The following is a 23,030-nucleotide window of genomic DNA, read 5'->3' on the forward strand; positions in this document are numbered from 1 at the left end:
AATTTAGACTATTACTTTTTGATTAGTTGGAGAGGTCATAAGAATGATGAAAGGGGCTGTCTTTGTGAAGAAAGAGAAACTGAAGCAGAAAGCACTGGAAATCGGCAGCGTGCCGGCGCACTTAAAATTGGAAATTGAAGATTATGGCGATGATAAGAAAAGAGCGCGTTTTTATTGGATAGATCCCCAGGATGAACACATTGGCATTATCGTGGAACTTGGGCCGGACGGACAACTGGAATCCCTTTCCCGTGATATGAAGGCTGAAAGCGGAGAGAGGCTGCCTGAGAAGCGATTAGAGAATATCATCCGCGAATTTGTTGAGACTCATTATCCCGGAGCGCTCGCTGCCTTTGTCCGTGAAGAAAATGACCGTACATACGACGATAAAGTGAGATTTTCATATGTTCAAATGGAGGAAGGCCTTCCTCTCCCCATGAGCGGGTTTATGGCGGATGTCTCCTTATCAGGTGAGATCATGTACTTCCACTATTACGGCAAAGCGAAGAGCATCATTAAGCCAACGCGGGTCGCCGATTATGATGAGGCACTTGCCTTCGTTAAGAAGGACGTGGAGTTCGACCTTTTGTTTGAGGTTCTCCATCGTTCTGTTTACAAAAACGGGGACGATCAGCCGCATTTGGTGTATGAGTCTAAATGCAGGACCATTACAGTACCTGCGGATTTGGTTCAAGAAGAACAAGAATTTGATAATGACGATGACAGAGAGCGGGAAAGCTTTCCTCTTCCTTTATTTGAAGGCATTCACGAAAAGGCCGATCCTGGCAGCTTGATCGGCCTCGACAAAGGCTTTGTCAAAGAGCGGGAAGCGGATTTGGGAGACGGGAGAATCGGGACCGTTTGGCGAAATCCGGATGATCCTGTGTATCAGCCGGAGGATAAAAGCTTGTACAGCTGGTATAAAAGACGGAGTCATCAAGTGCTGAAAACTGTTCATCATAAAGAAACTGGAAAACTCGAAAGCGTCATGTCATTTATGGAGAAAGAAGGGCCGCTGACAGTAACTGAAGCAGAATGCGAAAAAATCGCGCTTCGTTTTCTGTTTGCGTTATTTCCGAATGCCGATCAATATTTTAAGATCAGATACGATGAATCGGATGAAGAAGAAAACGCAGTCGCTGGTTTTACATTTGAAGCGCACTGTCACGGGGTTCCGCTCCGGTTCGGACAGATCAGAATCTGCGTCAGCCGCCAAACAGGGCACATTACCGTTTATATGGGACCGGATATTGACCCAAAAGAACTGGAAGCCATTCATCCCGTTCCGACCATTTCAGCAGAAAAAGCCAAGTCTATTTTTTGGCGGCATTTTAAAGTTGAGCTGGGCTGGGAGAGAGAATACCGCGATGATGACGAACACAGCTACCGGCTCGTCTACAAGCCGGTCTATCCGCGAATGATTGAAGCCCATACAGGAGAGCCCGTTAGCAGTTCATGGTAAAACAGCCAAAAGTCACACAAACGCTGCATATATGTATGGCGGGATATGATAAAAGTAACAGAAAGAATATTGAAAAACAGTGACAATAATAGAAAAGGACCTTTCTTCACTTTAAATGGAGAAAGGTCTTTTTATATAATAAACAGGATTCTCTTTGTCGTAGACTCTTTGAAAGGATGACTTCATTGGTAAATAAACAGCTGAAAAAGAAGGCGCAAGAGATCGGGAATGTACCGCCGCATTATGAGCTTGAGATAGAAGATTACGACCAAAAGCAAAAGAAGAAGGGGCAGGCATATTTTAGCTGGAAGGACCCTGAAAATCCGGAAAAGCATATTATCGTTGAACTTGGAAATGATGGCGCTTTACTCACCTTTTCAACAACCGTGCGCTCTGAGGCGGACAAAAAGCTACCGGATGCCGAGCTGAAGCTGACGGCTCTTCAGTTTGCTGCCGCCAACCACCCCAATACGTTTATGAATTTTCATTTTCAGGGCAAGGAAGAACGGGGCCAGCACATCCGTTTTGTCTATACGAAAATGGAATTGGGGCTTCCGCTTCCCAATTCAGGCTTTTTAATTGAAATGACACGTGGCGGGCAGATTGTCCATTTTTTATATTACGGAGAAGAGCACAAAGCCGAAGTTCCAAAGGAATTTGTAGCAAAAGAGAAGGTTGTGTCTCATTACTTAAATACAATGTCATTGCAGCTGATGTACGATGTCATCGATGGCGAACAGGCACCCAGGCTTGTGTATGAGCCGATTCTGCCGGGATACAGCTATCCCGCGGATGTAGACGAAATTGTGCCTGACCAGCATATCGCAGATGAAAGAATAGAAAACGTGGCGCCCCTGCCGCCGCTTCAGAACAAAGAAGAAATCGATATATATGCCATGCTGGGCCTTACCTCTGATATGCAGAAAGTCAGTGAAAAGGACTTTGGGGAAGAAATAGGAAGCACGTGGCGCAAAGGCGCTGAGCCGGAGCGTAAAGATTTAAGCATAGGGAGTTATTTTGAAACGAGAAATAAAAATACAATCAAAATGAAGATTGATAAAAGAACAGGGAAATTAAAAGCAGCCCTTTCTTTTATTGACCAGCGGAACGGCCGCCAATGCTCAACGGAAGAATGCCAAAGGACGGCGCTTCAATTTTTGTATGCCCTCTATCCGAGAGCGGATGAGTTTTTCAGAGTGAATCCCGTCCGAATTGATGAGAGAGGGAGGGTCCGCAATCATTTTTCTGTCTGGTATAAAGGAGTGCCGCTGCGGTTCGGCGCCGCCCGCATCATTGTCAATCCGGAGACCGGAATGGTTGACGCTTTTATGGCCCCGGATATTGATCCTGAACAGTTAGAAACAATCAATCACAGGCCGGATGTTTCAGCTGAAGATGTGAGAGAAACGTTTTTAGCCGCGTTTGATGTGAAGCTGAAGTGGCAGGCTGATTTTACAACAGGCAGCGGTCAGCATTACAAGCTTGTCTATCATCCGGTTTATCCTTCTTACATTGATGCGCACATAAGGAAAAAGAAAAGGCTGTGAGGGTGTCTAGCCGGGAATCATCTCCAAGTGGGGATAGTCCTTGAATCGTTTCCAGTCCCCGCCCCACTCAAAACCGAGTGTCTTAGCGATCTCGACAACCTCCAGCCAATCTGATTTTCCGTTTTGATTGCCGTCATATTCCATATCCCATATGATGCTGCCATCCTTTTTTTGAAGAGCGAAATCAATAGCTAAACCATAGTTATGATACGATTCCCCTCCTCTTGCATAGGTGACAATATTCCCTTTTTTTGTACGTCCCTGTTTATATAATTCATCTTGCTCCTTAAAGGACCTGAATCCTTCTGTAATGACGACGGTAATGCCTTTATTCGCTGCCGCGGCCTTGAGGGCATCGGCATTCTGATTCACAACCGGATGAAGATCGGAAGGGACAGGCATATCCTGCAAGGCGTTTTGAGAATGCCATTCGTGCCGGATATAACTGAAACACAGATCAAGAAGAAACAGAATACATAAGATAACAGATGTTTTTGCGGATAATTTCATATCGGTCTCACTTTCTCATGATGTGCTGAATGTTAACGCTTTAAGAGATTGCCTCTCTCTAAAAACGAACAGCTATGATAAAATATAACATAAATAGTAGCAGGAGGAAGGAGGCAGACCGATGAGAGCAAAGATTCCATCTGAAGAAGTGGCAGTAAAGCTAAACGAATGGTACAAGCTCATTCGCGCATTTGAAGCAGATCAAGCAGAAGCGTTAAAGCAGGAGATTGAATACGATTTAGAAGACATGGAAGAAAATCAGGACTTGCTTTTATATTTTTCTTTGATGGAATTCCGGCATCGCATCATGCTGGATAAGCTGATGCCGGTGAAAGATAGCGACACCAAGCCTCCGTTCTCTGATATGCTGAACGAAATTGAAAGCAATCAGCAAAAACTCACGGGCTTATTGGAATACTACTTTTATTATTTCAGAGGGATGTACGAATTTAAGCAGAAAAATTTCATATTGGCGATTGATCATTATAAGCATGCCGAGGAAAAGCTCGAATATGTAGAGGATGAGATCGAAAAAGCCGAGTTTCTTTTTAAGGTTGCGGAAGTGTATTATCACATCAAACAAACGTATTTTTCAATGAATTACGCGAGCCAGGCGCTTGATATTTATACGAAATATGAACTGTACGGCCGCCGCCGCGTGCAGTGTGAATTTATCATCGCCGGGAATTTGACCGATGTATATCATCATGAAAAAGCGCTGACACACTTGTGCAGCGCCTTAGATCATGCCAGGCAGCTTGAGGAGGCATATATGATCGCCGCTGCCCATTATAATGTTGGACACTGTAAGTACAGTCTGGGCGATTACAGTGAAGCGGAGGGCTATTTCAAAACAGCCGCCGCCATTTTTGAGGAGCGCAACTTTCAGCAGGCCGTTCAAGCTGTTTTTTCACTGACCCATATCTACTGTAAAGAAGGGGAATACGACAAAGCGGCAGAGACGTACGAGCGCGGGGTAAAGAGTGCGGCTGAATGGGAAGATGACATGTACTTGACGAAATTCCGCCTCATTCATGAGCTGTATTTTGGGAATGGCGACCGGAACGTGCTTACAGAATGCTTTGACCTGCTGGAATCCCGCCAGCTTCTTGCCGATGCCGAAGATCTGCTGCATGACACAGCAGAATGTTTCAATCAGCAAGAGCGGTACGAGTCCGCCGCTTTCTTTTACCGCAGGCTCATGAATATTAAAAAGAAGCTTGCAGAGCAGCGCCTTCAATAGGAGATGGCAGAGAACATACAGGTTCTCTGCTTTTTTTTATGCTGTTTTCATCCCGGGAAAATAGGGTATTTTTCACTGCATAATGGAAAATCAGAGGAGGATATCGTGTATGTATAAAGATTTAACCGGAAAAACAGCAATCGTGACAGGTTCTTCAAAGGGAATCGGGAGAGCCATTGCGGAACGGTTCGGACAGGAAAAAATGAATGTTGTCGTGAACTACCACAGCGACCCGTCTGGAGCCGATGAAACTGTGGATATCATTAAGCATAACGGAGGGAAGGCCGTCGCGGTTGAGGCGGACGTGTCAAAAGAAGCAGGGATTCAGGCGCTCTTGGACACCGCTTTAGAGCATTTCGGCACGCTCGATGTGATGGTGAACAACTCCGGCTTTAACGGTGCGGAGGCCATGCCGCATGAGATGAGTCTTGAAGATTGGCAGAGAGTCATTGATGTCAACGTCACCGGAACCTTTCTGGGAGCGAAAGCAGCGCTTAGCCACATGATGAAAAACAACATCAAAGGCAATGTGCTGAATATCTCGAGTGTTCACCAGCAGATCCCGCGTCCCGTCAACGTCCAGTATTCCACGTCCAAAGGCGGCATCAAGATGATGACAGAAACGCTGGCGGTTAATTATGCGGAAAAAGGAATCCGCGTCAACGCGATAGCGCCCGGCACCATAGCGACAGAATCAAATGTTGATACGAAAAAGGAAGAGAACAGGCAAAAGCAACTGAAAAAAATCCCGATGAAAGCTTTCGGAAAGCCGGAAGAAGTGGCGGCGGCAGCGGCTTGGCTCGTATCTGAAGAAGCGAGCTACGTGACCGGCGCAACACTATTCGTCGACGGCGGAATGACACTTTATCCGTCTCAGCTTGAATAGAACTCAAAACAGGGGGACTGCGGGATGAAAACAGACTGGTGGAAGGATGCGGTGGTGTATCAAATTTATCCGAGAAGCTTTCAGGACAGCAATGGAGATGGAATTGGCGACTTGCGGGGAATCATTTCCCGTCTTGACTACATAAAGGAGCTCGGGGCAGATGTGATTTGGATCTGCCCGATTTATCCTTCTCCAAATGTTGATTACGGCTATGATGTGACGGATCATAGGACGATTATGGATTCATACGGAACGATGGATGATTTTCACGAACTTCTTGACCAGGTGCATCAGCGCGGATTAAAGCTGGTGATGGACTATGTGTTAAACCACACTTCGGTCGAGCATCCGTGGTTTAAAGAAGCGGAGCGGGACAAAAACAGCAAATACCGCAGCTATTACTTTTGGCGCCCCGGCACAAAGACCGGCCCTCCGACAGACTGGCTCTCTAACTATGGAGGCACGGTCTGGCAATACGAGGAGCACACGGGGGAATATTATCTCCACATGAATGCCGTCAAACAAGCTGATTTAAATTGGGAACATCCCGAGGTGCGCCAAGCGGTGTTCGACATGATGAGGTTTTGGCTCGATAAAGGGGTGGACGGCTTGCGTATTGATCAGCTTCATCTCATTTCTAAGAAAGAATATCTTCCTTCATATGAGAACTATATCAATCAGCAGGCGGAGCCGAAGCCTTTTCAGCCAAATGGCGAACGAATCCATGACTATTTAAAAGAAATGACAGATGAGGTATTTTCCCGGTACGATGTGATGTCCGTCGGAGAGGTCGGCAGTGTCACACCGGAGGAAGGCCTGAAATATACGGGAACTGATAAGCATGAGCTGAATATGATTTTTCATTTTCAGCATATGGAGCTTGACCAGCAGCCCGGGAAAGAGCATTGGGATGTAAAGCCCCTTGAGCTTTCTGATTTAAAATCGGTTTTGACAGCATGGCAAAAGAAGCTCGAACATCAAGGCTGGAATACATTATATTGGTGCAACCACGATCAGCCCCGGATAGTATCCAGGTTCGGAGACGATGGGGAATACCGCAAAGCATCCGCAAAAATGCTGGCCACCGTTCTTTATCTCATGAAGGGCACGCCCTATATGTACCAGGGAGAAGAAATCGGGATGACAAACGCGCCGTTTACCCGGATTGAGGACTATAAAGATATCCAAACGATCAATATGTATCATAAACGGGTGTTTGAAAAAGGCTATGATCCACAAGATGTGATGAGATCGATCTTAGCCAAAAGCCGGGATCACGCCCGGACGCCGATGCAGTGGAGCAGCGGCAAGAATGCCGGATTTACTGACGGCACGCCCTGGCTGAAGGTCAACCCGAACTTCTCGTCCATCAATGTGGAGGAAGCTCAGACAGACCCTGATTCGATCTTAACCTATTACAAAAAGCTGATCAGCCTGAGAAAGCAGTATGCTGACCTCATCAAAGGGAGCTATGACCTTTTGCTTCCGGATGATCCGCAGCTGTTTGTATACATGAGAGAAAACGGCAAACAGCAGCTTTTGTCGGTCAACAACTTTTCAAAAGAACAAGCCATTTTCCGATGGCCTGAGCAATGCTGCAAGGCACAGGCATCTCTGCTTCTCAGCAATTATAACAACAACGGCGATCTTGCCGATGAAATGGTGTTTCAGCCTTACGAGAGCAGAGTGTATCTTCTCGACAATACAATCAAATGACTCAGCCCGGCTTTTTTAGCCGGGTTTTTACGTACATATATTCACGCTACAGACGGGTATTATAAAATGAAAATGAAATTTAATCTTGCAAAACGTAATGACTTCGGTTTATTATGATATAGGATTACAAAATCGTTATCATTTTGATTTAAGCCATTATGAAAAAGAGGGGATACACGATATGTTTAAAAAATGGAGCGGTTTGTTTGTGATTGCAGCGTGCTTTTTACTAGTTGCAGCATGCGACAACTCATCAACAAAAGGGTCGGCGGATTCTAAAAGTGATAAACTGCACATTGTCACAACGTTCTACCCGATGTATGAATTTACAAAACAAATTGTAAAAGACAAAGGCGATGTGGATTTGTTAATCCCTTCTTCCGTCGAACCGCATGATTGGGAACCGACGCCGAAAGACATTGCCAACATTCAGGATGCTGATTTGTTCGTTTATAATAGTGAATACATGGAGACATGGGTTCCATCAACTGAAAAAAGCATGGGGCAAGGCCATGCCGTTTTCGTCAATGCTAGCAAAGGCATTGATTTAATGGAAGGCTCTGAAGAAGAGCACGAAGACCACGAGGACCATGAGGAGCATGATCACAGCCATGCAATGGACCCTCACGTATGGCTCAGCCCTGTTCTGGCGCAGAAGGAAGTTAAAAATATAACAGCGCAAATCGTGAAGCAGGACCCGGATAACAAAGAATACTATGAGAAAAATAGTGCAGAATATATTGCAAAACTGCAGGATCTTGATAAACTATATCGTACAACCGTAAAAAAAGCGGCGAAGAAAGAATTCATCACGCAGCATACAGCTTTTGGCTATTTGGCAAAAGAATACGGTTTGAAGCAGGTTCCGATTGCAGGACTTTCACCTGACCAAGAACCAAGCGCAGCCGACTTGGCAAAGCTGAAAACGTATGCCAAAGAACATAACGTAAAAGTCATTTACTTTGAAGAAATTGCATCCTCAAAGGTCGCAGAAACGCTTGCCAGTGAAATCGGCGCGAAGACAGAAGTGCTCGATACACTGGAAGGCTTAAGCAAAGAAGAACAGGATAAAGGTTTAGGGTATATCGACATTATGAAACAAAACCTCGATGCCCTGAAAGATTCACTATTGGTTAAATCATAAGATAGTGTGCGCCGGAGGGTGCACACTATTTCTTTGTGAGAAAGGAAGATTGACATGAATCTCGTCTCATTGAAAGATATCGTATTCGGCTATTCCCACACACCTGTTTTGGATAAAGTATCACTTGATATTGAAAGCGGTGAGTTTGTCGGCATCACGGGACCGAACGGCGCCGCTAAATCGACGCTCATGAAGGTAATGCTGGGCATGCTGAAACCATGGGAAGGCACGGTAACGATCAGTAAAAGGAATACAGAAGGAAAACGCCTGACGATAGGGTACGTCCCGCAGCAAATTTCTTCATTTAATGCCGGCTTTCCGAGCACGGTGCTGGAGCTTGTCCAGTCAGGCCGCTACACAAAAGGGAAATGGTTTAAACGGTTAAATGAAGAAGATCATATCGAAGTAGAAAAAGCACTGAAAATGGTGGAAATGTGGGAGCTCCGCCACCGGAAAATCGGCGACTTATCAGGCGGACAGAAGCAGAAAATCTGTATCGCCAGAATGCTTGCCAGCAATCCGGATCTCTTAATGCTGGACGAACCGACAACAGCCGTTGACTATGACAGCAGAAAAGGATTCTACGAATTTATGCACCACCTCGTGAAAAATCACAATCGCACAGTTGTGATGGTCACTCACGAACAAAATGAAGTACAGCAATTTTTAGATAAAGTGATTCGACTGGAGAGAGGAGAAAAAGGCGGATGGAAATGTTTGACTTGGAATTCATGCGACGAGCTTTTCTAGCAGGCGGCATGATCGCCATCATGGCCCCGATTTTAGGGGTGTATCTCGTTCTCAGAAGACAGGCCTTAATGGCTGACACACTTTCACATATTTCATTATCGGGTGTTGCCATCGGCTTTTTTCTCAGCACCAATATTACCGCGGCGAGCATAGTCGTCGTGACCGTCGGCGCCATCGGGATTGAATACATGCGGCGGGCATATCGGACGTATTCAGAAGTGTCCATCGCCATCTTAATGGCGGCCGGTTTGTCCTTCGCGATGTTTTTAATCAGCTTTTCAAAAGGCACCGCCAATATGAGCATCGACCAATACCTATTTGGATCGCTTGTAACGGTAAACCAGCAGCAGGTCTATATTATCGGTATCATTACACTGCTGATCCTGCTTTACTTTATCGTCCTGAAAAGACCGCTCTACCTGCTGACGTTTGATGAAGCAACAGCAAAAACATCGGGAATTAATACAAACTTCCTGTCAATGTCATTCAGTATCGTCACAGGCCTTGCGATCTCAGTTATTATTCCAATCATCGGGGTTCTGCTTGTATCAGCCCTGCTCGTATTGCCGGCCGCATTCGCCATCAGAATTGCAAAAGGCTTTAACATGGTATTTATGACAGCCATACTCATTTCATTATTCAGCGTATTTATGGGACTGACATCATCCTATCAGCTCGGAACGCCCCCAGGGCCGTCTATTACCCTGCTTTTGATCGTTCTGCTTTTGATCGGATTTATGGTTCAGGGAGTTTGGACGTTTATCAAAAAAGAAACCCAGCGTAAAAAAGCGCGACAGTAGCTTGAAAAGCAGTTTTCCACATGGAAAACTGCTTTTTTTATAGAAACAACCCGGCAAGCCGCTCATAGGATTCTTTTTTCGCTTCAAAATCAAACACATTGCACAGAACCATCATTTCATTTGTTTCATAGCGGTTTTTGAGTTCTGAAAGCTGCTGTTTGACAGTGTTTGGAGAACCGATCACCATCCGCTTTCTGTTTTCTTCTATCAGTTTTTTATCAGACGCTGTGTAGGGATGCGCTTTTGCTTCCTCGATGCTTGGCACGCGGCTGTCCAAGCCCTTTCCGACGCGAAGAAGCCATAAATCCTGGCTTAATGCGAGTTCTTCTGCCTCTTCATCAGTTTTTGCGCAAATAACAAAAATCGTAAACAAGGCGGACGGAGATGAAAAATGGAGCGAAGGCCGAAAGCTTTCGCGGTAAACGCGAAACGCATTTTCTCCTCGTTCGGGGTTAATGAAATGCCCAAACACATATCCAACCCCCTGGTGCGCCGCGCGTCTTGCGCTGTTTTCACCAAGACCGAGCACCCATAGCTCGGGTGCAGTGTCAATAAGGGGCGCCGCTTTGATTCCGGCATACGGATGCCCGGCAGGAAGGGAATCTGTAAGAAAATAAGAGACATCCTGCAGCTGTCTGTTAAATTCGGTTAAGCTTTTTTTCACCCCGTCCGTTAATGCAAGACGGGTTTTTGCCGTGCCGCCCGGGGAACGCCCGACGCCAAGGTCAATCCGATTCGGATACAGTGCCTCAAGCTGGCGGAAGGTTTCGGCCACTTTATACGGGCTGTACTGGGGCAGCAGCACTCCGCCTGATCCGACACGAATCGTGCTTGTGTGTGCTGCGATGCGTGCGATCAAGATTTCAGGCGCTGTGCTTGCCAGTCCTCTCGTGCTGTGATGTTCGGCAAACCAATAACGCTTATAGCCCCACTGTTCGCTTAATTGGGCAAGCTCGAGCGAATGCTGAAGAGTTGCCACAGGGCTTTCTCCTTTAGAAACAGGTGCCTGATCAAGTATGCTTAAATGAATCAAAAGGCCGCTTCCTTTCTGTCTGTTTTTAGAATGTGACACAAGAATAGGCAAAATGACTCGCTCACGTCAAATGGTTTGTTTAAGATGCGTATTTCATAGGATTTGCAAAACATATATCAAATATGGAAGTTTTTTTTCGAGGATTTTCGTCAATTATTCTTAACTTTTACGAAACTTTGATATAATAACAAACGTATATATTAATAATTTACGGCTTATTTTCCTTGTGGGCGTAAAAATAAATGTGACTATATTCACATTTCGATGAGTAGGAGTGAATCGTGTGGCAATTTCTTTAGAAAAAGGTCAGCGAATTGATTTAACAAAAGGAAAAGCCGGTCTGTCAAAATTGATGGTCGGTCTCGGCTGGGACCCGGTGTCTTCAGGCGGAGGGTTCTTCAGCAAACTGCTTGGCGGAGGCGGTCCGAATATCGACTGTGACGCTTCAGTGCTGATGCTGGAAAACGGAAAATTCACCGAAAAGAAAAATGTCATTTATTTCGGAAACCTGAAAAGCCGCTGCGGCAGTGTAAAGCACACAGGCGACAACCTGACAGGCGACGGCGAAGGCGATGACGAGCAAATTATGATAGATTTGGAAAAAGTGCCTGCAAACATTGATAAGCTTGTATTTGTTGTAAATATTTATGATTGTGTCAGAAGAAAACAAGATTTTGGCATGATCCAAAATGCGTTTATCCGTGTGGTTGATCAATCTAATCATGAAGAAATGCTCAAATACAATTTGAGAGAAAACTATTCCGGCAGAACAAGCCTGATTACGGCAGAAATCTACCGCAGCGGCAGTGAGTGGAAGTTTGCGGCGATCGGTGAAGGCACAAATGATACGAGATTAGAGGATATTATCAGCCGATACGCGTAAAAGAAAAAAAGGAGTGGATGAAACATGGCAATTTCATTGGCAAAAGGACAAAAAGTAGATTTGACAAAAACAAATCCGGGTCTTTCAAAGGTTGTTGTCGGTTTAGGCTGGGATACGAATAAGTATGACGGCGGGCACGACTTTGACCTCGACTCAAGTGTATTTCTGTTAGATGCAGCAGGGAAATGCGCGTCTCCAAACGATTTTATTTTCTACAATCAGCTTGAAGGCGGCAATGGTTCAGTCGTCCATTCAGGCGATAACCTGACAGGCTTAGGCGAAGGCGACGATGAGAATGTAAAAGTAAATCTCAGCGCTGTGCCGGCTAACATTGATAAAATCTCATTTGTTATCACAATCCACGAAGCGGAAGCGCGCAGCCAAAACTTCGGACAAGTATCCAATGCGTTCGTTCGCATCGTAAATGAAGAAACAAATGAAGAGCTCATCCGTTACGACCTTGCGGAAGATTTCTCTATTGAAACAGCAATCATTGCAGGGGAGCTTTACAGACATAACGGCGAGTGGAAATTCTCCGCTATCGGCTCAGGCTACCAAGGCGGCCTTGCCCGCATTGCAACGGACTACGGTTTGCAAGTCGGTTAAGACAAATACGAAGAGCAGAAAGGAGAGAGGCAGTATGGCCATTCAATTATCAAAAGGACAGCGAATCGATTTAACGAAAACAAATCCGGGACTCACAAAAGCGGTGATCGGCTTAGGGTGGGATACTAACAAGTACTCCGGCGGAGACGATTTTGACCTGGATGCCTCAGCCTTTTTAGTTGATGCGCATGATAACTGCGTGAATGATCTCGATTTCGTCTTCTATAATAACCTTGAACATCCGAGCGGCGGTGTCATCCATACGGGTGACAACCGCACCGGTGAGGGCGACGGAGATGATGAGCAGATTATCGTTGATTTTTCAAAGATCCCTGCTCACATTGAGAAAATCGGCATCACAGTGACCATTCACGACGCAGAAGCTCGCAGCCAAAACTTTGGACAAGTTTCCAATGCGTTTGTGCGCGTTGTGGATGAAGAAACGCAGAATGAGCTTCTTCGCTTCGATTTGGGGGAAGACTTTTCCATTGAAACAGCTGTTGTCGTTTGTGAGCTTTACAGACACGGCGGCGAGTGGAAGTTCAATGCGATCGGCAGCGGTTTTTCCGGCGGGCTGGCTGCATTGTGCCGGAACTACGGTTTGCAAGTGTAAGCGAGTGACAAATAGAGAAGTCACCGTTTTAAATTAATAGGAGGAAAAAACTTGGACTTTTTACATCATATCATGTCTACGTATGCTTCATTTTTCGATTGGAAAATGTGGGGAGAGGTATTGTCTGATCCTGTTTCCTGGGGTCTGATCGGTTCCCTTGTTGTTCTGGAAGGCCTTTTATCGGCCGATAACGCGCTTGTTCTTGCGGTCATGGTCAAACACCTGCCGGAAAAACAGCGGAAAAAAGCGTTAACGTATGGTTTGTTTGGAGCTTATATTTTCAGGTTTATTTTCATCGGGCTCGGTATGCTCCTCATTAAATTCTGGTGGATCAAGGTGCTTGGCGCGCTTTATCTGGCTTGGCTCGTCATTAAGCATTTCTGGATCGGCGAAAAAGAAGAGGAAGCGGACGGCATCAAGAAAAATTCTTGGATGGTCCGCACGTTCGGGATCTTCTGGGCGACTGTTATTTCAGTTGAATTGATGGACCTTGCCTTCTCTGTGGACAGCATCCTGGCCGCTTTTGCGGTGTCAGAAAAAGTATGGGTGCTTCTGATCGGCGGTATGCTTGGTATTTTAATGATGCGTACAGTGGCAAAAGTATTCCTTGTCCTGATCGATAAAATTCCTGAGCTGGAAAACACAGCATTCGTGTTAATCGGAATTATCGCGCTGAAAATGGCGGCGAGCGCTTTCCATTACGAAATGCCGCACTCTGTATTCTTCATTATCATTATCGCAGCATTTGCGGTAACATTGATCATTCACTACATCAACAAACAAAAGCAGGTGCGCGAACAAACAGCCGCTTCAAAAGAAGAATAAAACAAAACAAGGAGGGAGGTTCATGTCCTTCCTTTTTTGTTACAGAAATATCGTCCCATGACAAACCGGAAAGGAGGATATGATGAGACAAGAAGAACTAACCATCCATAAAGCACTTCCGGCGGATGGGGATTGGAAAAGCCTGCTGTTTCAGCCATTCGCCGATCGGGATCACTATGAAACAGAACAAGGCCTTTCATTTTCTCGTCTTGCCGGACAGATATTAGGCACGCCTATTGATGAGACAGACTACTATAACGAGCTCTATGAGCTGTCTATAAACGATCGCGTTACCATTTTGAGTGAAACGCTTGATAAAACAATCGAGCCGGAAACATTTCAAAAGCTCCAGCATATTCATTCGATCAATCAGAAAGAAAAAGGGCTGTCAGTCAGCCGTTTTGTTGCTTTTCTCGACGGGGAAAAGCTGATTGCGAAGCACTCAAACCCCTTGATGCACCGCCATTTAAGAAAAGCGCTGATGACGCTTTTACATACCTTTGCGGACAGTCATGAGAAGGGGCTGAACCATCCTGATTTTCGCAGAGTGCTGCTTGATGTCTCGAAGTTTTCTTTGAATCACCTGAATCCTTGGCTGGAAAAAACCGATATAGAGCGGGAGATGCCAAAAGTTGTTTGGTATGGAGACGCGACGAAAAGCCAGCTCTATTTTTTATATTATCTCATGTTAGTCGGCTGTGATGTTCTGCTGTTCCATCCGGCGGGAAACGATCAGCTGGCGCTTGTCGATCCGAAGCAGGAGCTCAGTTTTACGGAAAAGCTTCCGGATGTTTCGGAGCTTCAGCCGTTTCCGAAAGAAAAACCGGACCGGAAATCAACGGTGGCCTACCGCTCAACAAAGGAAATTGAACATGTGCTCAATCACGAGGAATCCATGCTGTACAAGCCATGGCAGTTCAGAGATCACACACCTGTGTCTGTTACATTGAAAACGACCTATGATGAACTGTTTTTAATCACAAAAGAGCGCGCCTTTATTCGGCCGAATTTCAAAGCCGATAAACATTCCATTGAGATTCCGAATGTATTCGCCAAAATTATGGGTGTGTCAAAAGACAACAAAGAATATTGGAACAGGCTTCATACATTAGCGGATTATCAGGAAACAGAAATGATCAGAAGCTTTCCGTTTACTGAAGAAATAAAGTCGAACTATCAATTTCACTACAGCCACGCGCTTGACCATGAAGGGAACATTGATCCGGACAAGCTGATGGCAAGCAATGTGTGGCAGTATAAGCAGCTGCCGGCGGGCGTTCAGACTGCCATTGCCAAAACGATTTCGAGAATGTGCAGGCACCCGCGGCTTAAGGCATTGCATCAGGAACAGGTCAAGGATGTTCAAATCTATTTGTTTAAACAAACAACAAACCTGCCTGCTAATCTGCTGAAATTGATTCAAATGTTCGACTATGCGCAAACCGTTCCGAAACTTCTTTTATATCATACGGAAATGAGCGGCGGACTCACGCGTTCGGATGCTGCCGCCCTGCTGTTTCTGAATGAAATCGGAATCGATATTATCATTTATAACCCGCCCGGACACCAAGATATTGAGCAGTTTATTGAAGAGGATCAGTATGATATCCACTGGCTGGACGACATGGTGTTCCAGCAGGACTATAAAGAACCTTCGATTGTGAGAAGGCTGTTCAGAACGATTACCCAAAAATAAGGAGAGAAGAAAAGCATGACAACTGAAAATCAAAATCCTCTTGTTCTCGATAAAAACGAAGAAATTTCCCAGCAAAAAGCTGACGATATCCGTCTCCAGCTCCGTCAGGAACCAGAGGTAAAGCGGCTTGTTCAGCAAATAGACGTTAAAAACCAAATGGAGCTGCTTGAGTACGGCAAGGAGCCGGCCGTTGAAATTTCCAAGTTCTCTGACCGCATCTTAGGAATGATGAAAACAACAAGCGTGACAGATTCCGGCACAATGCTGACTCAGCTTGGGAAAATCATGGACCGCTTCGATAAAAATGATTTTGATGAGCCGAAGGGATTAATGGCGAAAATTTTCAAACGCGGCGGCAGCATGATTGAAAAAATCTTTAAAAAGTATCAGACACTTGGCGGAGAGATTGAAAAAATCAACGTTGAGATTTCGAAATACAAAGATGAGATGACGAAGACGAACTACACGCTCGATGAAATGTATGAAAACAATATCAAATACTATATGGAGCTAGAAAAATACGTCGTTGCCGGACAAATGAAGCTGGAAGAAATGCAGTCGGTCCTTCCTTCATATGAAGAAAAAGCGGCAAGCGGAAATCAGCTGGCGCAAATGCAGCTCGATACAATGCGCAACGGCATCCAGGCGCTTGAGGAACGGGTGTATGATCTGGATATGGCACGGATGGTGGCTCTTCAAACCGCACCTCAAATCCGTCTCCTGCAGCGCGGAAATGCAAAGCTGATCGGGAAAATCAACTCCGCGTTCATCATCACCATTCCGATTTTCAAAAACGGCATTATTCAGGCTGTTACCGTGAAACGCCAAAAGCTTGTGGCTGACTCCATGAGCGAGCTTGACCGCCGGACAAACGAGATGCTGAGACGAAATGCTGAAAACATCTCGAGCCAAAGTGTAGAAATTGCCAGAATGGCCGGCAGACCGAGCATAGATATTGAAACGATCGAAGCGTCTTGGAACACGATTGTCAGCGGCATGCAGGAAACAAAACAAATCGAGGAAGAAAACAAACGCCTCCGCGAAGACGGTGCAAGACGTATTGCCCAGCTGCAGGACAATATAAAAAAAGCAGCATTGCAGCAATAAAAAGAACCCCGCTTGTAAAACATAAGCGGGGTTTTTCATTTACATCATTTTGTTAATGACAATGTGTAAAGACAGGTGTAAACTTAAACGGTAATGATTTTGCATATCAGAGGTGTTGGCAATGGGAAAACAACAGCCTATTTCCCAGCGTAAACTGCTGGGCGTCGCCGGCTTGGGGTGGCTGTTTGATGCAATGGATGTCGGAATATTATCGTTTATTATCGCCGCGCTCCATGTGGAATGGAATCTGTCGCCCGAAGAAATGAAATGGATCGGAAGCGTCAATTCCATCGGCATGGCTGCAGGTGCGTTTTTGTTTGGCTTACTGGCTGATCGAATCGGCCGCAAAAAAGTGTTTATCATTACCCTTTTGTGTTTTTCAATCGGAAGCGGCATTTCAGCTTTTGTGACGAGCTTATCGGCATTTCTTATTCTTCGTTTCGTGATCGGAATGGGGCTTGGCGGCGAGCTTCCAGTCGCTTCAACACTTGTTTCGGAAGCGGTTGTGCCTGAAAAGCGGGGCAGAGTAATTGTCCTTCTGGAAAGCTTTTGGGCCGTGGGCTGGCTCGCGGCGGCACTGATTTCTTACTTTGTGATCCCGAGCTTCGGCTGGCAGGCTGCTTTGCTGTTAACCGCGCTGACTGCGTTTTATGCGCTGTACTTGCGCACGAGTCTGCCTGATTCGCCGAAATATGAGTCGCTTTCTGCCAAAAAGAAATCGGTGTGGGAGAATGTAAAAAGCGTCTGGGCAAGACAGTATATAAGGCCGACTGTGATGCTGTCGATCGTTTGGTTCTGTGTGGTGTTTTCTTATTACGGCATGTTCCTATGGCTGCCGAGTGTCATGCTGCTGAAAGGCTTCAGCATGATTCAAAGCTTTGAATATGTCCTGCTGATGACGCTTGCTCAGCTTCCGGGCTATTTTTCCGCCGCGTGGCTGATCGAAAAAGCGGGCCGGAAGTGGATACTCATCATTTACCTGATCGGTACAGCAGGAAGCGCCTTTTTCTTCGGAACGGCGGATTCCTTAGGCCTTCTGCTTACGGCTGGAATGCTGTTATCGTTTTTCAATCTTGGTGCGTGGGGCGTGCTGTATGCCTATACACCGGAGCAATACCCGACAGCGATTCGCGCAACAGGTTCAGGAACGACAGCGGCGTTTGGAAGAATCGGCGGCATCTTCGGGCCTTTGCTCGTCGGAACGCTCGCAGCCCGTCATATTTCGTTTTCGGTCATCTTTTCAATCTTTTGCATTGCGATCTTACTCGCGGTTGTTTGTATTTTGATTATGGGGAAAGAAACGAAGCAAACTGAGCTTGAATAGGAAAAGCACCTCGCGTTGAGGTGCTTTTTTTACATTTGCGCCCGGGCTGCGGATTGGCGTTTTCCGGTTTTACTGATTGTCTGGTAGAGCGCCATAGACAGCATGAACAGAATGGCAGTAAATCCCGTGACGGCTCCGAAATGATGCGCGCTTTGATATAAAAAACCCGCAACACAAGTGCCGACAGTGGTTCCCGCGTACATAGCGGCATTGGAAAGGGAAGCGATGGTTCCCCGCGCATTCGGTGAAATGGATTGAAAGACACCCATCATTAACGGAAAGATGATGCCAGCTGTAAAGAATGTGAGAAAAAAGCTTGTTTCTACTAAAAATAAGTTAGGAAAGAAAGGAAGAGCGAAATAGAGAGCGCCCATCAGCGGCATGCCGCTGATCAATGTCTTAAACATGCCCAGCTTTGCTGAAATCCTGCTGCCGATAAGGCTTCCGAGAATATTACCCAGTCCGAGTACAAGCATAGCGGCGCCGATTTGCGAAACGGTTAAATGATAATCCGCGGAAAGCCAAGTGCCGAGAAAGCTGAACGACGCGAAATTTCCGGTTTGAAAGAGGAAATAGGCAAGCAAAATGACCGATGTTTTCGGCAGTGAAAACAGCTCCCGATATGGACTGAATATTGACGGGCGCGCCATTTGTTCAGCAGGGTGAATATCAGGCATAACGGCAGCCAGGATCAACACAAGAATAAGCGAGCACGCTGACAAAACGAAAAAGGGCGTATGCCATGTAAAGGAAGCGAAAAACCCTCCGATGGGCAGTCCGAGCATTTGTGAAGCGGCTAATCCTGCTGTCGCAATTCCCATGCTTTTCATGATCTGAGAAGGCTGGACGATGACAGGGATGGATGCCCAAATTTGAGGCGTCACAAACGCAGCGCTAACGCCTGCGGCAAAACGGAACAGGCACATGGCGGCAAAAGAGGGAGCGATGCCGCATAAAAACGTGGACACGATAAAGCCTGCAAATCCCCACAGCATGACTGTTTTCCTGTTAAGCCTGTCTGAGATCGGACCCGCGATCAAAGCGAAAAGGGCATAACCGAGTGCATAAGCACTGACCATCCAGCCTGACATATCGGTAGAGACATGAAACTGATCCTGTAAAAGCGGGAGAAGCGGAGAAAGCAAAAAGGTATCCGTGCCAATGACAAACATCACACTGAAGAAAAGCCAAATACGATTCACATTTTATCACTCCTATAGTTTTATAACTTTGAAACTATGAAACAGATATGTATAGAGAAAACCCTTTGTCAGAGGGTTTCCAAAAAGCCAGGCAGGTATGTTTGAAATGTGTCTTCACGCAGACTGACATATTTTGTCCGCGAATCTTTTCGAGTTGCCGTCAATCCCGCTTCACGCAGCGTTTTAAAATGATAAGATGCTGTGGTTTTGACAATATTGCATTTTTCACCTACTTCACCGCAGCTGAGTTCTTTTCCGCTGTAATAAAGCGTACGAATAATGGCAAGCCTCGATTCGTCAGACAGTGCTTTAAAAATTTGGGCTCTGATTTGATCATCTGATTGTTTCATAGTCATGGAACTATAATATATAATGGAAGATGAAAAAGCAACTTGTTTTTTCCAGTAAAGGAGCATGAAGTCGAATAGGAAGAAGGGATAAAATTCCATTTGAAACGCTTTCACCGTAGCTGGGCTAAATATCACCTGTAAAATACAATCATAAAGGAGGATTACAGAGCATTTAGAAGCATAAATAAGGTCAAGTGGTCACATGGATGTTTATAAAGAAATGGTACAGAATAAAAGAGAATATGCTGTTTGTGTGGGATGTTACATAAATGTTACGGTAATAAAGATTGCTTAATATGGAGGGAAAATATGAGTGTAGATGAGAAACCAATTAAGATAAAAGTTGAGAAAGTGTCTAAAATTTTTGGGAAACAAACAAAGAAAGCAGTTCAAATGCTTGCCAACGGCAAGACAAAAAAAGAGATCCTGAAAGCGACTGGATCAACCGTTGGGGTAAATCAAGCAGATTTTGATGTATATGATGGTGAGATATTTGTCATCATGGGTCTATCAGGGAGCGGTAAATCAACTTTAGTACGGATGTTAAACCGGCTTATTGAACCGACTGCCGGAAATATTTACATTGATGGTGACATGATAACAAATATGTCTAAAGACCAGCTCCGGGAAGTCCGCCGGAAAAAAATCAGCATGGTCTTCCAAAAGTTCGCTCTGTTCCCGCACAGAACGATACTTGAAAATACAGAATACGGACTTGAGCTTCAAGGTGTAGACAAACAAGAGCGTCAGCAAAAAGCGCTTGAGTCCCTAAAGCTTGTCGGACTTGAAGGATTTGAACACCAATATCCTGACCAGCTTTCCGGCGGGATGCAGCAGCGTGTCGGCCTTGCCCGCGCGTTGACAAATGATCCGGACATTCTTCTGATGGATGAAGCGTTCAGTGCGCTCGATCCACTGATTCGTAAAGACATGCAAGATGAACTTCTTGATCTTCACGATAATGTCGGAAAAACGATTATCTTTATTACGCATGACTTGGACGAAGCATTGCGGATCGGCGACAGAATTGTTCTGATGAAGGACGGCAACATCGTTCAAATCGGCACGCCTGAAGAAATCCTGATGAATCCATCTAACGAATACGTTGAGAAATTCGTCGAGGATGTTGATTTATCTAAAGTCCTCACAGCAGGCCACATTATGAAGCGCGCAGAAACAGTGCGGATTGATAAAGGGCCTCGCGTAGCATTGACACTGATGAAAAACCTTGGAATTTCATCGATTTACGCAGTGGATAAACAAAAGAAATTGTTAGGTGTTATCTATGCGTCTGATGCGAAAAAAGCGGCTGAATCTGATTTGTCACTTCAAGATATCTTGAATACAGAGTTTACGACTGTACCAGAGGATACGTATTTGACAGAGATTTTTGACGTTGTTTCTGACGCGAATATTCCAATTGCGGTTGTAGATGAGAAGCAAAGAATGAAAGGGATTGTCGTAAAAGGCGCACTGATTGGCGCGCTTGCCGGCAATAACGAGTATATCAATGCTGAAGGCACTGACGAACAAACACAAGATCCTTCTGCACAGGAGGTGAAGTAAGATGGATAGACTGCCTAGAATACCTTTAGCAGATATCATTGACCGTTTTGTTGACTGGATTACGATGACGTTTGGCGGATTCTTCGACGGAATCGCAAACGGACTTGCCGCTTTTGTAAATGGAATTGTCAGCGGACTTGGATTTATCCCATCTATTTTATTAACGATTATTTTCGCCGCACTTGCGTGGTGGATCAGCACAAGGGGAATTGCGTTATTTACGCTGATTGGTTTCCTCGTGATCGATTATTTAGGCTATTGGGACCCAATGCTGCAAACATTGGCGCTTGTTCTGACATCTGTCATTATTTCGATTGTGGTCGGGGTTCCGATCGGAATTTGGGCGTCCCAGAAAGAAATGGTTCGCCGTATTGTAACGCCTATTCTTGATTTAATGCAGACAATGCCTGCTTTCGTATATCTATTGCCGGCGATTTTCTTCTTCAACATCGGTGTTGTGCCGGGTGTTGTTGCATCGGTTATCTTCGCGATGCCGCCGACAATCCGCATGACTGTTCTCGGTATTAAACAAGTGCCGGCCGATCTGATTGAAGCGACTGAGGCGTTCGGTTCTACGACAGCTCAGCGTTTGTTTAAAGTTCAGCTTCCGCTTGCGACAAAAACCATTCTGGCCGGAATCAACCAAAGCATCATGCTTGCGTTATCAATGGTTGTTATCGCCGCAATGGTCGGTGCGCCAGGACTTGGTTCTGAAGTATACAGCGCCGTTACACAGCTGAAAACGGGTATCGGCGTAGAGGCGGGTATCGCCATCGTTATCGTTGCCATTACGCTGGACCGTATCACTCAAAACATTAAAGTGAAGAAGAAAAGCAGGGGGAATGCCTGATGCTTAAAAAAATCATCGGTATCGGCGTTTCCGCCATGCTTGCGCTCTCACTTGCGGCTTGCGGTTCAGAAAGCGATGAAAATGCAACCGCGGCTGAACAGGTGAATAAGACCATCATCGGGATTGACCCCGGTTCAGGGATTATGGCCCTGACCGACAAAGCGATGAAGGATTATGACCTGAATGACTGGACATTGATTTCGGCGTCAAGCGCCGCGATGACCGCAACACTTAAAAAGTCATATGACCGTAAGAAACCGATTATCATTACAGGATGGACACCGCACTGGATGTTCTCCAGATATAAGCTGAAATATCTCGATGATCCGAAGCAATCCTACGGCAGCGCAGAGGAAATCCATACGATCACACGCAAAGGCTTCAGCAAAGAGCAGCCGAATGCCGCAAAGCTTCTCAGTCAGTTTAAATGGACGCAAGACGACATGGGCGAAGTCATGATCAAAGTGGAAGAAGGCGAGAAACCTTCCAAAGTCGCTGCTGAGTATGTGAAAAAGCATAAAGATCAGATTGCGGAGTGGACAAAAGGCGTTCAAAAGGTGAAGGGTGACAAAATCAACCTTGCCTATGTAGCGTGGGACAGTGAGATTGCAAGTACAAACGTGGTTGGCAAAGTCTTTGAAGACTTAGGCTATGACGTGACATTAACTCAGGTAGAGGCCGGTCCGATGTGGACCGCGATTGCGACGGGAAGCGCGGATGCATCCCTTTCCGCATGGCTGCCGAATACCCATAAAGCATACGCCGCTAAATACAAAGGCAAATATGACGATGTTGGCACCAGTGTAACTGGCGTGAAGATGGGTCTTGTTGTGCCGGAATATATGAAAAACGTGAACTCAATTGAAGATTTGAAAAAGTAATGAAGAAAGCAGCCTGTATCCAGGCTGCTTTTTTTG

The 23,030-nt window shown here is 45.6% G+C and carries 22 protein-coding genes; 18 read left to right on the top strand and 4 right to left on the bottom strand.

The window, feature by feature from the left end; genetic code table 11:
- The first annotated feature begins 46 nt into the window (after window positions 1–46).
- Both EFK13_RS01790 and EFK13_RS01795 read left to right on the top strand, forming a co-directional pair.
- Complete coding sequence (locus tag EFK13_RS01790; RefSeq protein ID WP_129506918.1) at window positions 47–1,462, top strand: YcdB/YcdC domain-containing protein; 1,416 nt, start codon at window positions 47–49, stop codon at window positions 1,460–1,462.
- Window positions 1,463–1,647: 185 nt separating this feature from the next.
- Window positions 1,648–3,009, top strand: a complete 1,362-nt coding sequence (locus EFK13_RS01795) for a YcdB/YcdC domain-containing protein (RefSeq protein WP_129506805.1) — start codon at window positions 1,648–1,650, stop codon at window positions 3,007–3,009.
- A gap of 6 nt (window positions 3,010–3,015) precedes the next feature.
- Here EFK13_RS01795 and cwlK read toward each other — a convergent pair whose 3' ends face one another.
- Entirely contained in the window at window positions 3,016–3,519 is a 504-nt protein-coding gene (gene cwlK, locus EFK13_RS01800) for a peptidoglycan L-alanyl-D-glutamate endopeptidase CwlK (protein ID WP_129506804.1), read from the bottom strand.
- A 121-nt stretch (window positions 3,520–3,640) separates the two neighbouring features.
- Here cwlK and rapJ point away from each other — a divergent pair, with 121 nt between their 5' ends.
- From rapJ to znuB, 6 genes are all read left to right on the top strand, one after another.
- Window positions 3,641–4,762 carry a response regulator aspartate phosphatase RapJ gene (gene rapJ / locus EFK13_RS01805; RefSeq protein ID WP_129506803.1) on the top strand — a complete coding sequence of 374 codons (1,122 nt, stop codon included), beginning with the start codon at window positions 3,641–3,643 and terminating at the stop codon, window positions 4,760–4,762.
- 109 nt (window positions 4,763–4,871) lie between these two features.
- Window positions 4,872–5,648 carry an SDR family oxidoreductase gene (locus EFK13_RS01810; RefSeq protein ID WP_129506802.1) on the top strand — a complete coding sequence of 259 codons (777 nt, stop codon included), beginning with the start codon at window positions 4,872–4,874 and terminating at the stop codon, window positions 5,646–5,648.
- A gap of 24 nt (window positions 5,649–5,672) precedes the next feature.
- Window positions 5,673–7,364, top strand: a complete 1,692-nt coding sequence (locus EFK13_RS01815; protein WP_129506801.1) for a glycoside hydrolase family 13 protein — start codon at window positions 5,673–5,675, stop codon at window positions 7,362–7,364.
- Window positions 7,365–7,545: 181 nt separating this feature from the next.
- Entirely contained in the window at window positions 7,546–8,508 is a 963-nt protein-coding gene (locus EFK13_RS01820) for a metal ABC transporter substrate-binding protein (RefSeq protein WP_129506800.1), read from the top strand.
- Window positions 8,509–8,562: 54 nt separating this feature from the next.
- On the top strand, window positions 8,563–9,258 hold the full coding sequence (gene znuC / locus EFK13_RS01825) for a zinc ABC transporter ATP-binding protein ZnuC (protein WP_064815237.1): 696 nt from the start codon (window positions 8,563–8,565) through the stop codon (window positions 9,256–9,258).
- The gene (gene znuB / locus EFK13_RS01830; RefSeq protein WP_129506799.1) at window positions 9,216–10,058 is read left to right on the top strand and encodes a zinc ABC transporter permease ZnuB; all 843 of its coding nucleotides are present in this window, start codon (window positions 9,216–9,218) and stop codon (window positions 10,056–10,058) included. The genes znuC and znuB overlap by 43 nt, the downstream gene beginning before the upstream one ends.
- Before the next feature lie 37 nt (window positions 10,059–10,095).
- Here the strand turns inward: znuB and EFK13_RS01835 are convergent, their stop codons facing one another.
- A complete protein-coding gene (locus EFK13_RS01835) occupies window positions 10,096–11,091 on the bottom strand; it encodes an LLM class flavin-dependent oxidoreductase (RefSeq protein ID WP_129506798.1) in 996 nt (331 codons plus the stop codon).
- Window positions 11,092–11,374: 283 nt separating this feature from the next.
- Here EFK13_RS01835 and EFK13_RS01840 point away from each other — a divergent pair, with 283 nt between their 5' ends.
- From EFK13_RS01840 to niaP, 7 genes are all read left to right on the top strand, one after another.
- Window positions 11,375–11,974, top strand: coding sequence for a TerD family protein (locus EFK13_RS01840; protein ID WP_129506797.1), 600 nt, complete (start codon window positions 11,375–11,377; stop codon window positions 11,972–11,974).
- A 24-nt stretch (window positions 11,975–11,998) separates the two neighbouring features.
- A complete protein-coding gene (locus EFK13_RS01845) occupies window positions 11,999–12,580 on the top strand; it encodes a TerD family protein (RefSeq protein ID WP_003241245.1) in 582 nt (193 codons plus the stop codon).
- Window positions 12,581–12,614: 34 nt separating this feature from the next.
- A complete protein-coding gene (locus tag EFK13_RS01850) occupies window positions 12,615–13,193 on the top strand; it encodes a TerD family protein (protein WP_047182041.1) in 579 nt (192 codons plus the stop codon).
- A gap of 51 nt (window positions 13,194–13,244) precedes the next feature.
- Window positions 13,245–14,018: a TerC family protein gene (locus EFK13_RS01855; RefSeq protein WP_129506796.1), complete on the top strand. Its 774-nt coding sequence runs from the start codon at window positions 13,245–13,247 to the stop codon at window positions 14,016–14,018.
- An 82-nt stretch (window positions 14,019–14,100) separates the two neighbouring features.
- The gene (locus EFK13_RS01860) at window positions 14,101–15,714 is read left to right on the top strand and encodes a YceG family protein (protein ID WP_129506917.1); all 1,614 of its coding nucleotides are present in this window, start codon (window positions 14,101–14,103) and stop codon (window positions 15,712–15,714) included.
- 15 nt (window positions 15,715–15,729) lie between these two features.
- The gene (locus tag EFK13_RS01865; RefSeq protein WP_129506795.1) at window positions 15,730–16,821 is read left to right on the top strand and encodes a toxic anion resistance protein; all 1,092 of its coding nucleotides are present in this window, start codon (window positions 15,730–15,732) and stop codon (window positions 16,819–16,821) included.
- A gap of 121 nt (window positions 16,822–16,942) precedes the next feature.
- A complete protein-coding gene (niaP, locus tag EFK13_RS01870) occupies window positions 16,943–18,145 on the top strand; it encodes a niacin permease NiaP (RefSeq protein WP_129506794.1) in 1,203 nt (400 codons plus the stop codon).
- A 29-nt stretch (window positions 18,146–18,174) separates the two neighbouring features.
- Here the strand turns inward: niaP and EFK13_RS01875 are convergent, their stop codons facing one another.
- Window positions 18,175–19,347, bottom strand: coding sequence for an MFS transporter (locus EFK13_RS01875; protein ID WP_129506793.1), 1,173 nt, complete (start codon window positions 19,345–19,347; stop codon window positions 18,175–18,177).
- 68 nt (window positions 19,348–19,415) lie between these two features.
- Window positions 19,416–19,718, bottom strand: coding sequence for an ArsR/SmtB family transcription factor (locus EFK13_RS01880; protein ID WP_129506916.1), 303 nt, complete (start codon window positions 19,716–19,718; stop codon window positions 19,416–19,418).
- A gap of 288 nt (window positions 19,719–20,006) precedes the next feature.
- On the opposite strand from EFK13_RS01880, the gene opuAA reads away from it, so the two are divergent.
- From opuAA to opuAC, 3 genes are read left to right on the top strand one after another with little or no spacing between them, the layout of a single operon-like run.
- On the top strand, window positions 20,007–21,263 hold the full coding sequence (gene opuAA / locus EFK13_RS01885) for a glycine/proline betaine ABC transporter ATP-binding protein OpuAA (protein WP_003241223.1): 1,257 nt from the start codon (window positions 20,007–20,009) through the stop codon (window positions 21,261–21,263).
- Between the two features lies 1 nt (window position 21,264).
- Complete coding sequence (gene opuAB / locus EFK13_RS01890; RefSeq protein WP_129506792.1) at window positions 21,265–22,113, top strand: glycine/proline betaine ABC transporter permease subunit OpuAB; 849 nt, start codon at window positions 21,265–21,267, stop codon at window positions 22,111–22,113.
- Window positions 22,113–22,994, top strand: a complete 882-nt coding sequence (gene opuAC / locus EFK13_RS01895; RefSeq protein ID WP_129506791.1) for a glycine/proline betaine ABC transporter substrate-binding protein OpuAC — start codon at window positions 22,113–22,115, stop codon at window positions 22,992–22,994. Before opuAB ends, opuAC begins: the two co-directional genes overlap by 1 nt.
- Window positions 22,995–23,030: the final 36 nt, after the last annotated feature.

This window comes from Bacillus cabrialesii (assembly GCF_004124315.2).
GTDB classification, from domain to species: Bacteria; Bacillota; Bacilli; order Bacillales; family Bacillaceae; genus Bacillus; species Bacillus cabrialesii.

Coding starts and splice junctions, on each gene's coding strand:
- EFK13_RS01790 (WP_129506918.1), top strand. CDS start 47: ATGAAAGGGGCTGTCTTTGTGAAGAAAGAGAAACTGAAGCAGAAAGCA.
- cwlK (WP_129506804.1), bottom strand. CDS start 3,519: ATGAAATTATCCGCAAAAACATCTGTTATCTTATGTATTCTGTTTCTT.
- rapJ (WP_129506803.1), top strand. CDS start 3,641: ATGAGAGCAAAGATTCCATCTGAAGAAGTGGCAGTAAAGCTAAACGAA.
- EFK13_RS01810 (WP_129506802.1), top strand. CDS start 4,872: ATGTATAAAGATTTAACCGGAAAAACAGCAATCGTGACAGGTTCTTCA.
- EFK13_RS01815 (WP_129506801.1), top strand. CDS start 5,673: ATGAAAACAGACTGGTGGAAGGATGCGGTGGTGTATCAAATTTATCCG.
- EFK13_RS01820 (WP_129506800.1), top strand. CDS start 7,546: ATGTTTAAAAAATGGAGCGGTTTGTTTGTGATTGCAGCGTGCTTTTTA.
- znuC (WP_064815237.1), top strand. CDS start 8,563: ATGAATCTCGTCTCATTGAAAGATATCGTATTCGGCTATTCCCACACA.
- znuB (WP_129506799.1), top strand. CDS start 9,216: ATGGAAATGTTTGACTTGGAATTCATGCGACGAGCTTTTCTAGCAGGC.
- EFK13_RS01845 (WP_003241245.1), top strand. CDS start 11,999: ATGGCAATTTCATTGGCAAAAGGACAAAAAGTAGATTTGACAAAAACA.
- EFK13_RS01850 (WP_047182041.1), top strand. CDS start 12,615: ATGGCCATTCAATTATCAAAAGGACAGCGAATCGATTTAACGAAAACA.
- EFK13_RS01860 (WP_129506917.1), top strand. CDS start 14,101: ATGAGACAAGAAGAACTAACCATCCATAAAGCACTTCCGGCGGATGGG.
- EFK13_RS01865 (WP_129506795.1), top strand. CDS start 15,730: ATGACAACTGAAAATCAAAATCCTCTTGTTCTCGATAAAAACGAAGAA.
- niaP (WP_129506794.1), top strand. CDS start 16,943: ATGGGAAAACAACAGCCTATTTCCCAGCGTAAACTGCTGGGCGTCGCC.
- opuAA (WP_003241223.1), top strand. CDS start 20,007: ATGAGTGTAGATGAGAAACCAATTAAGATAAAAGTTGAGAAAGTGTCT.
- opuAB (WP_129506792.1), top strand. CDS start 21,265: ATGGATAGACTGCCTAGAATACCTTTAGCAGATATCATTGACCGTTTT.
- opuAC (WP_129506791.1), top strand. CDS start 22,113: ATGCTTAAAAAAATCATCGGTATCGGCGTTTCCGCCATGCTTGCGCTC.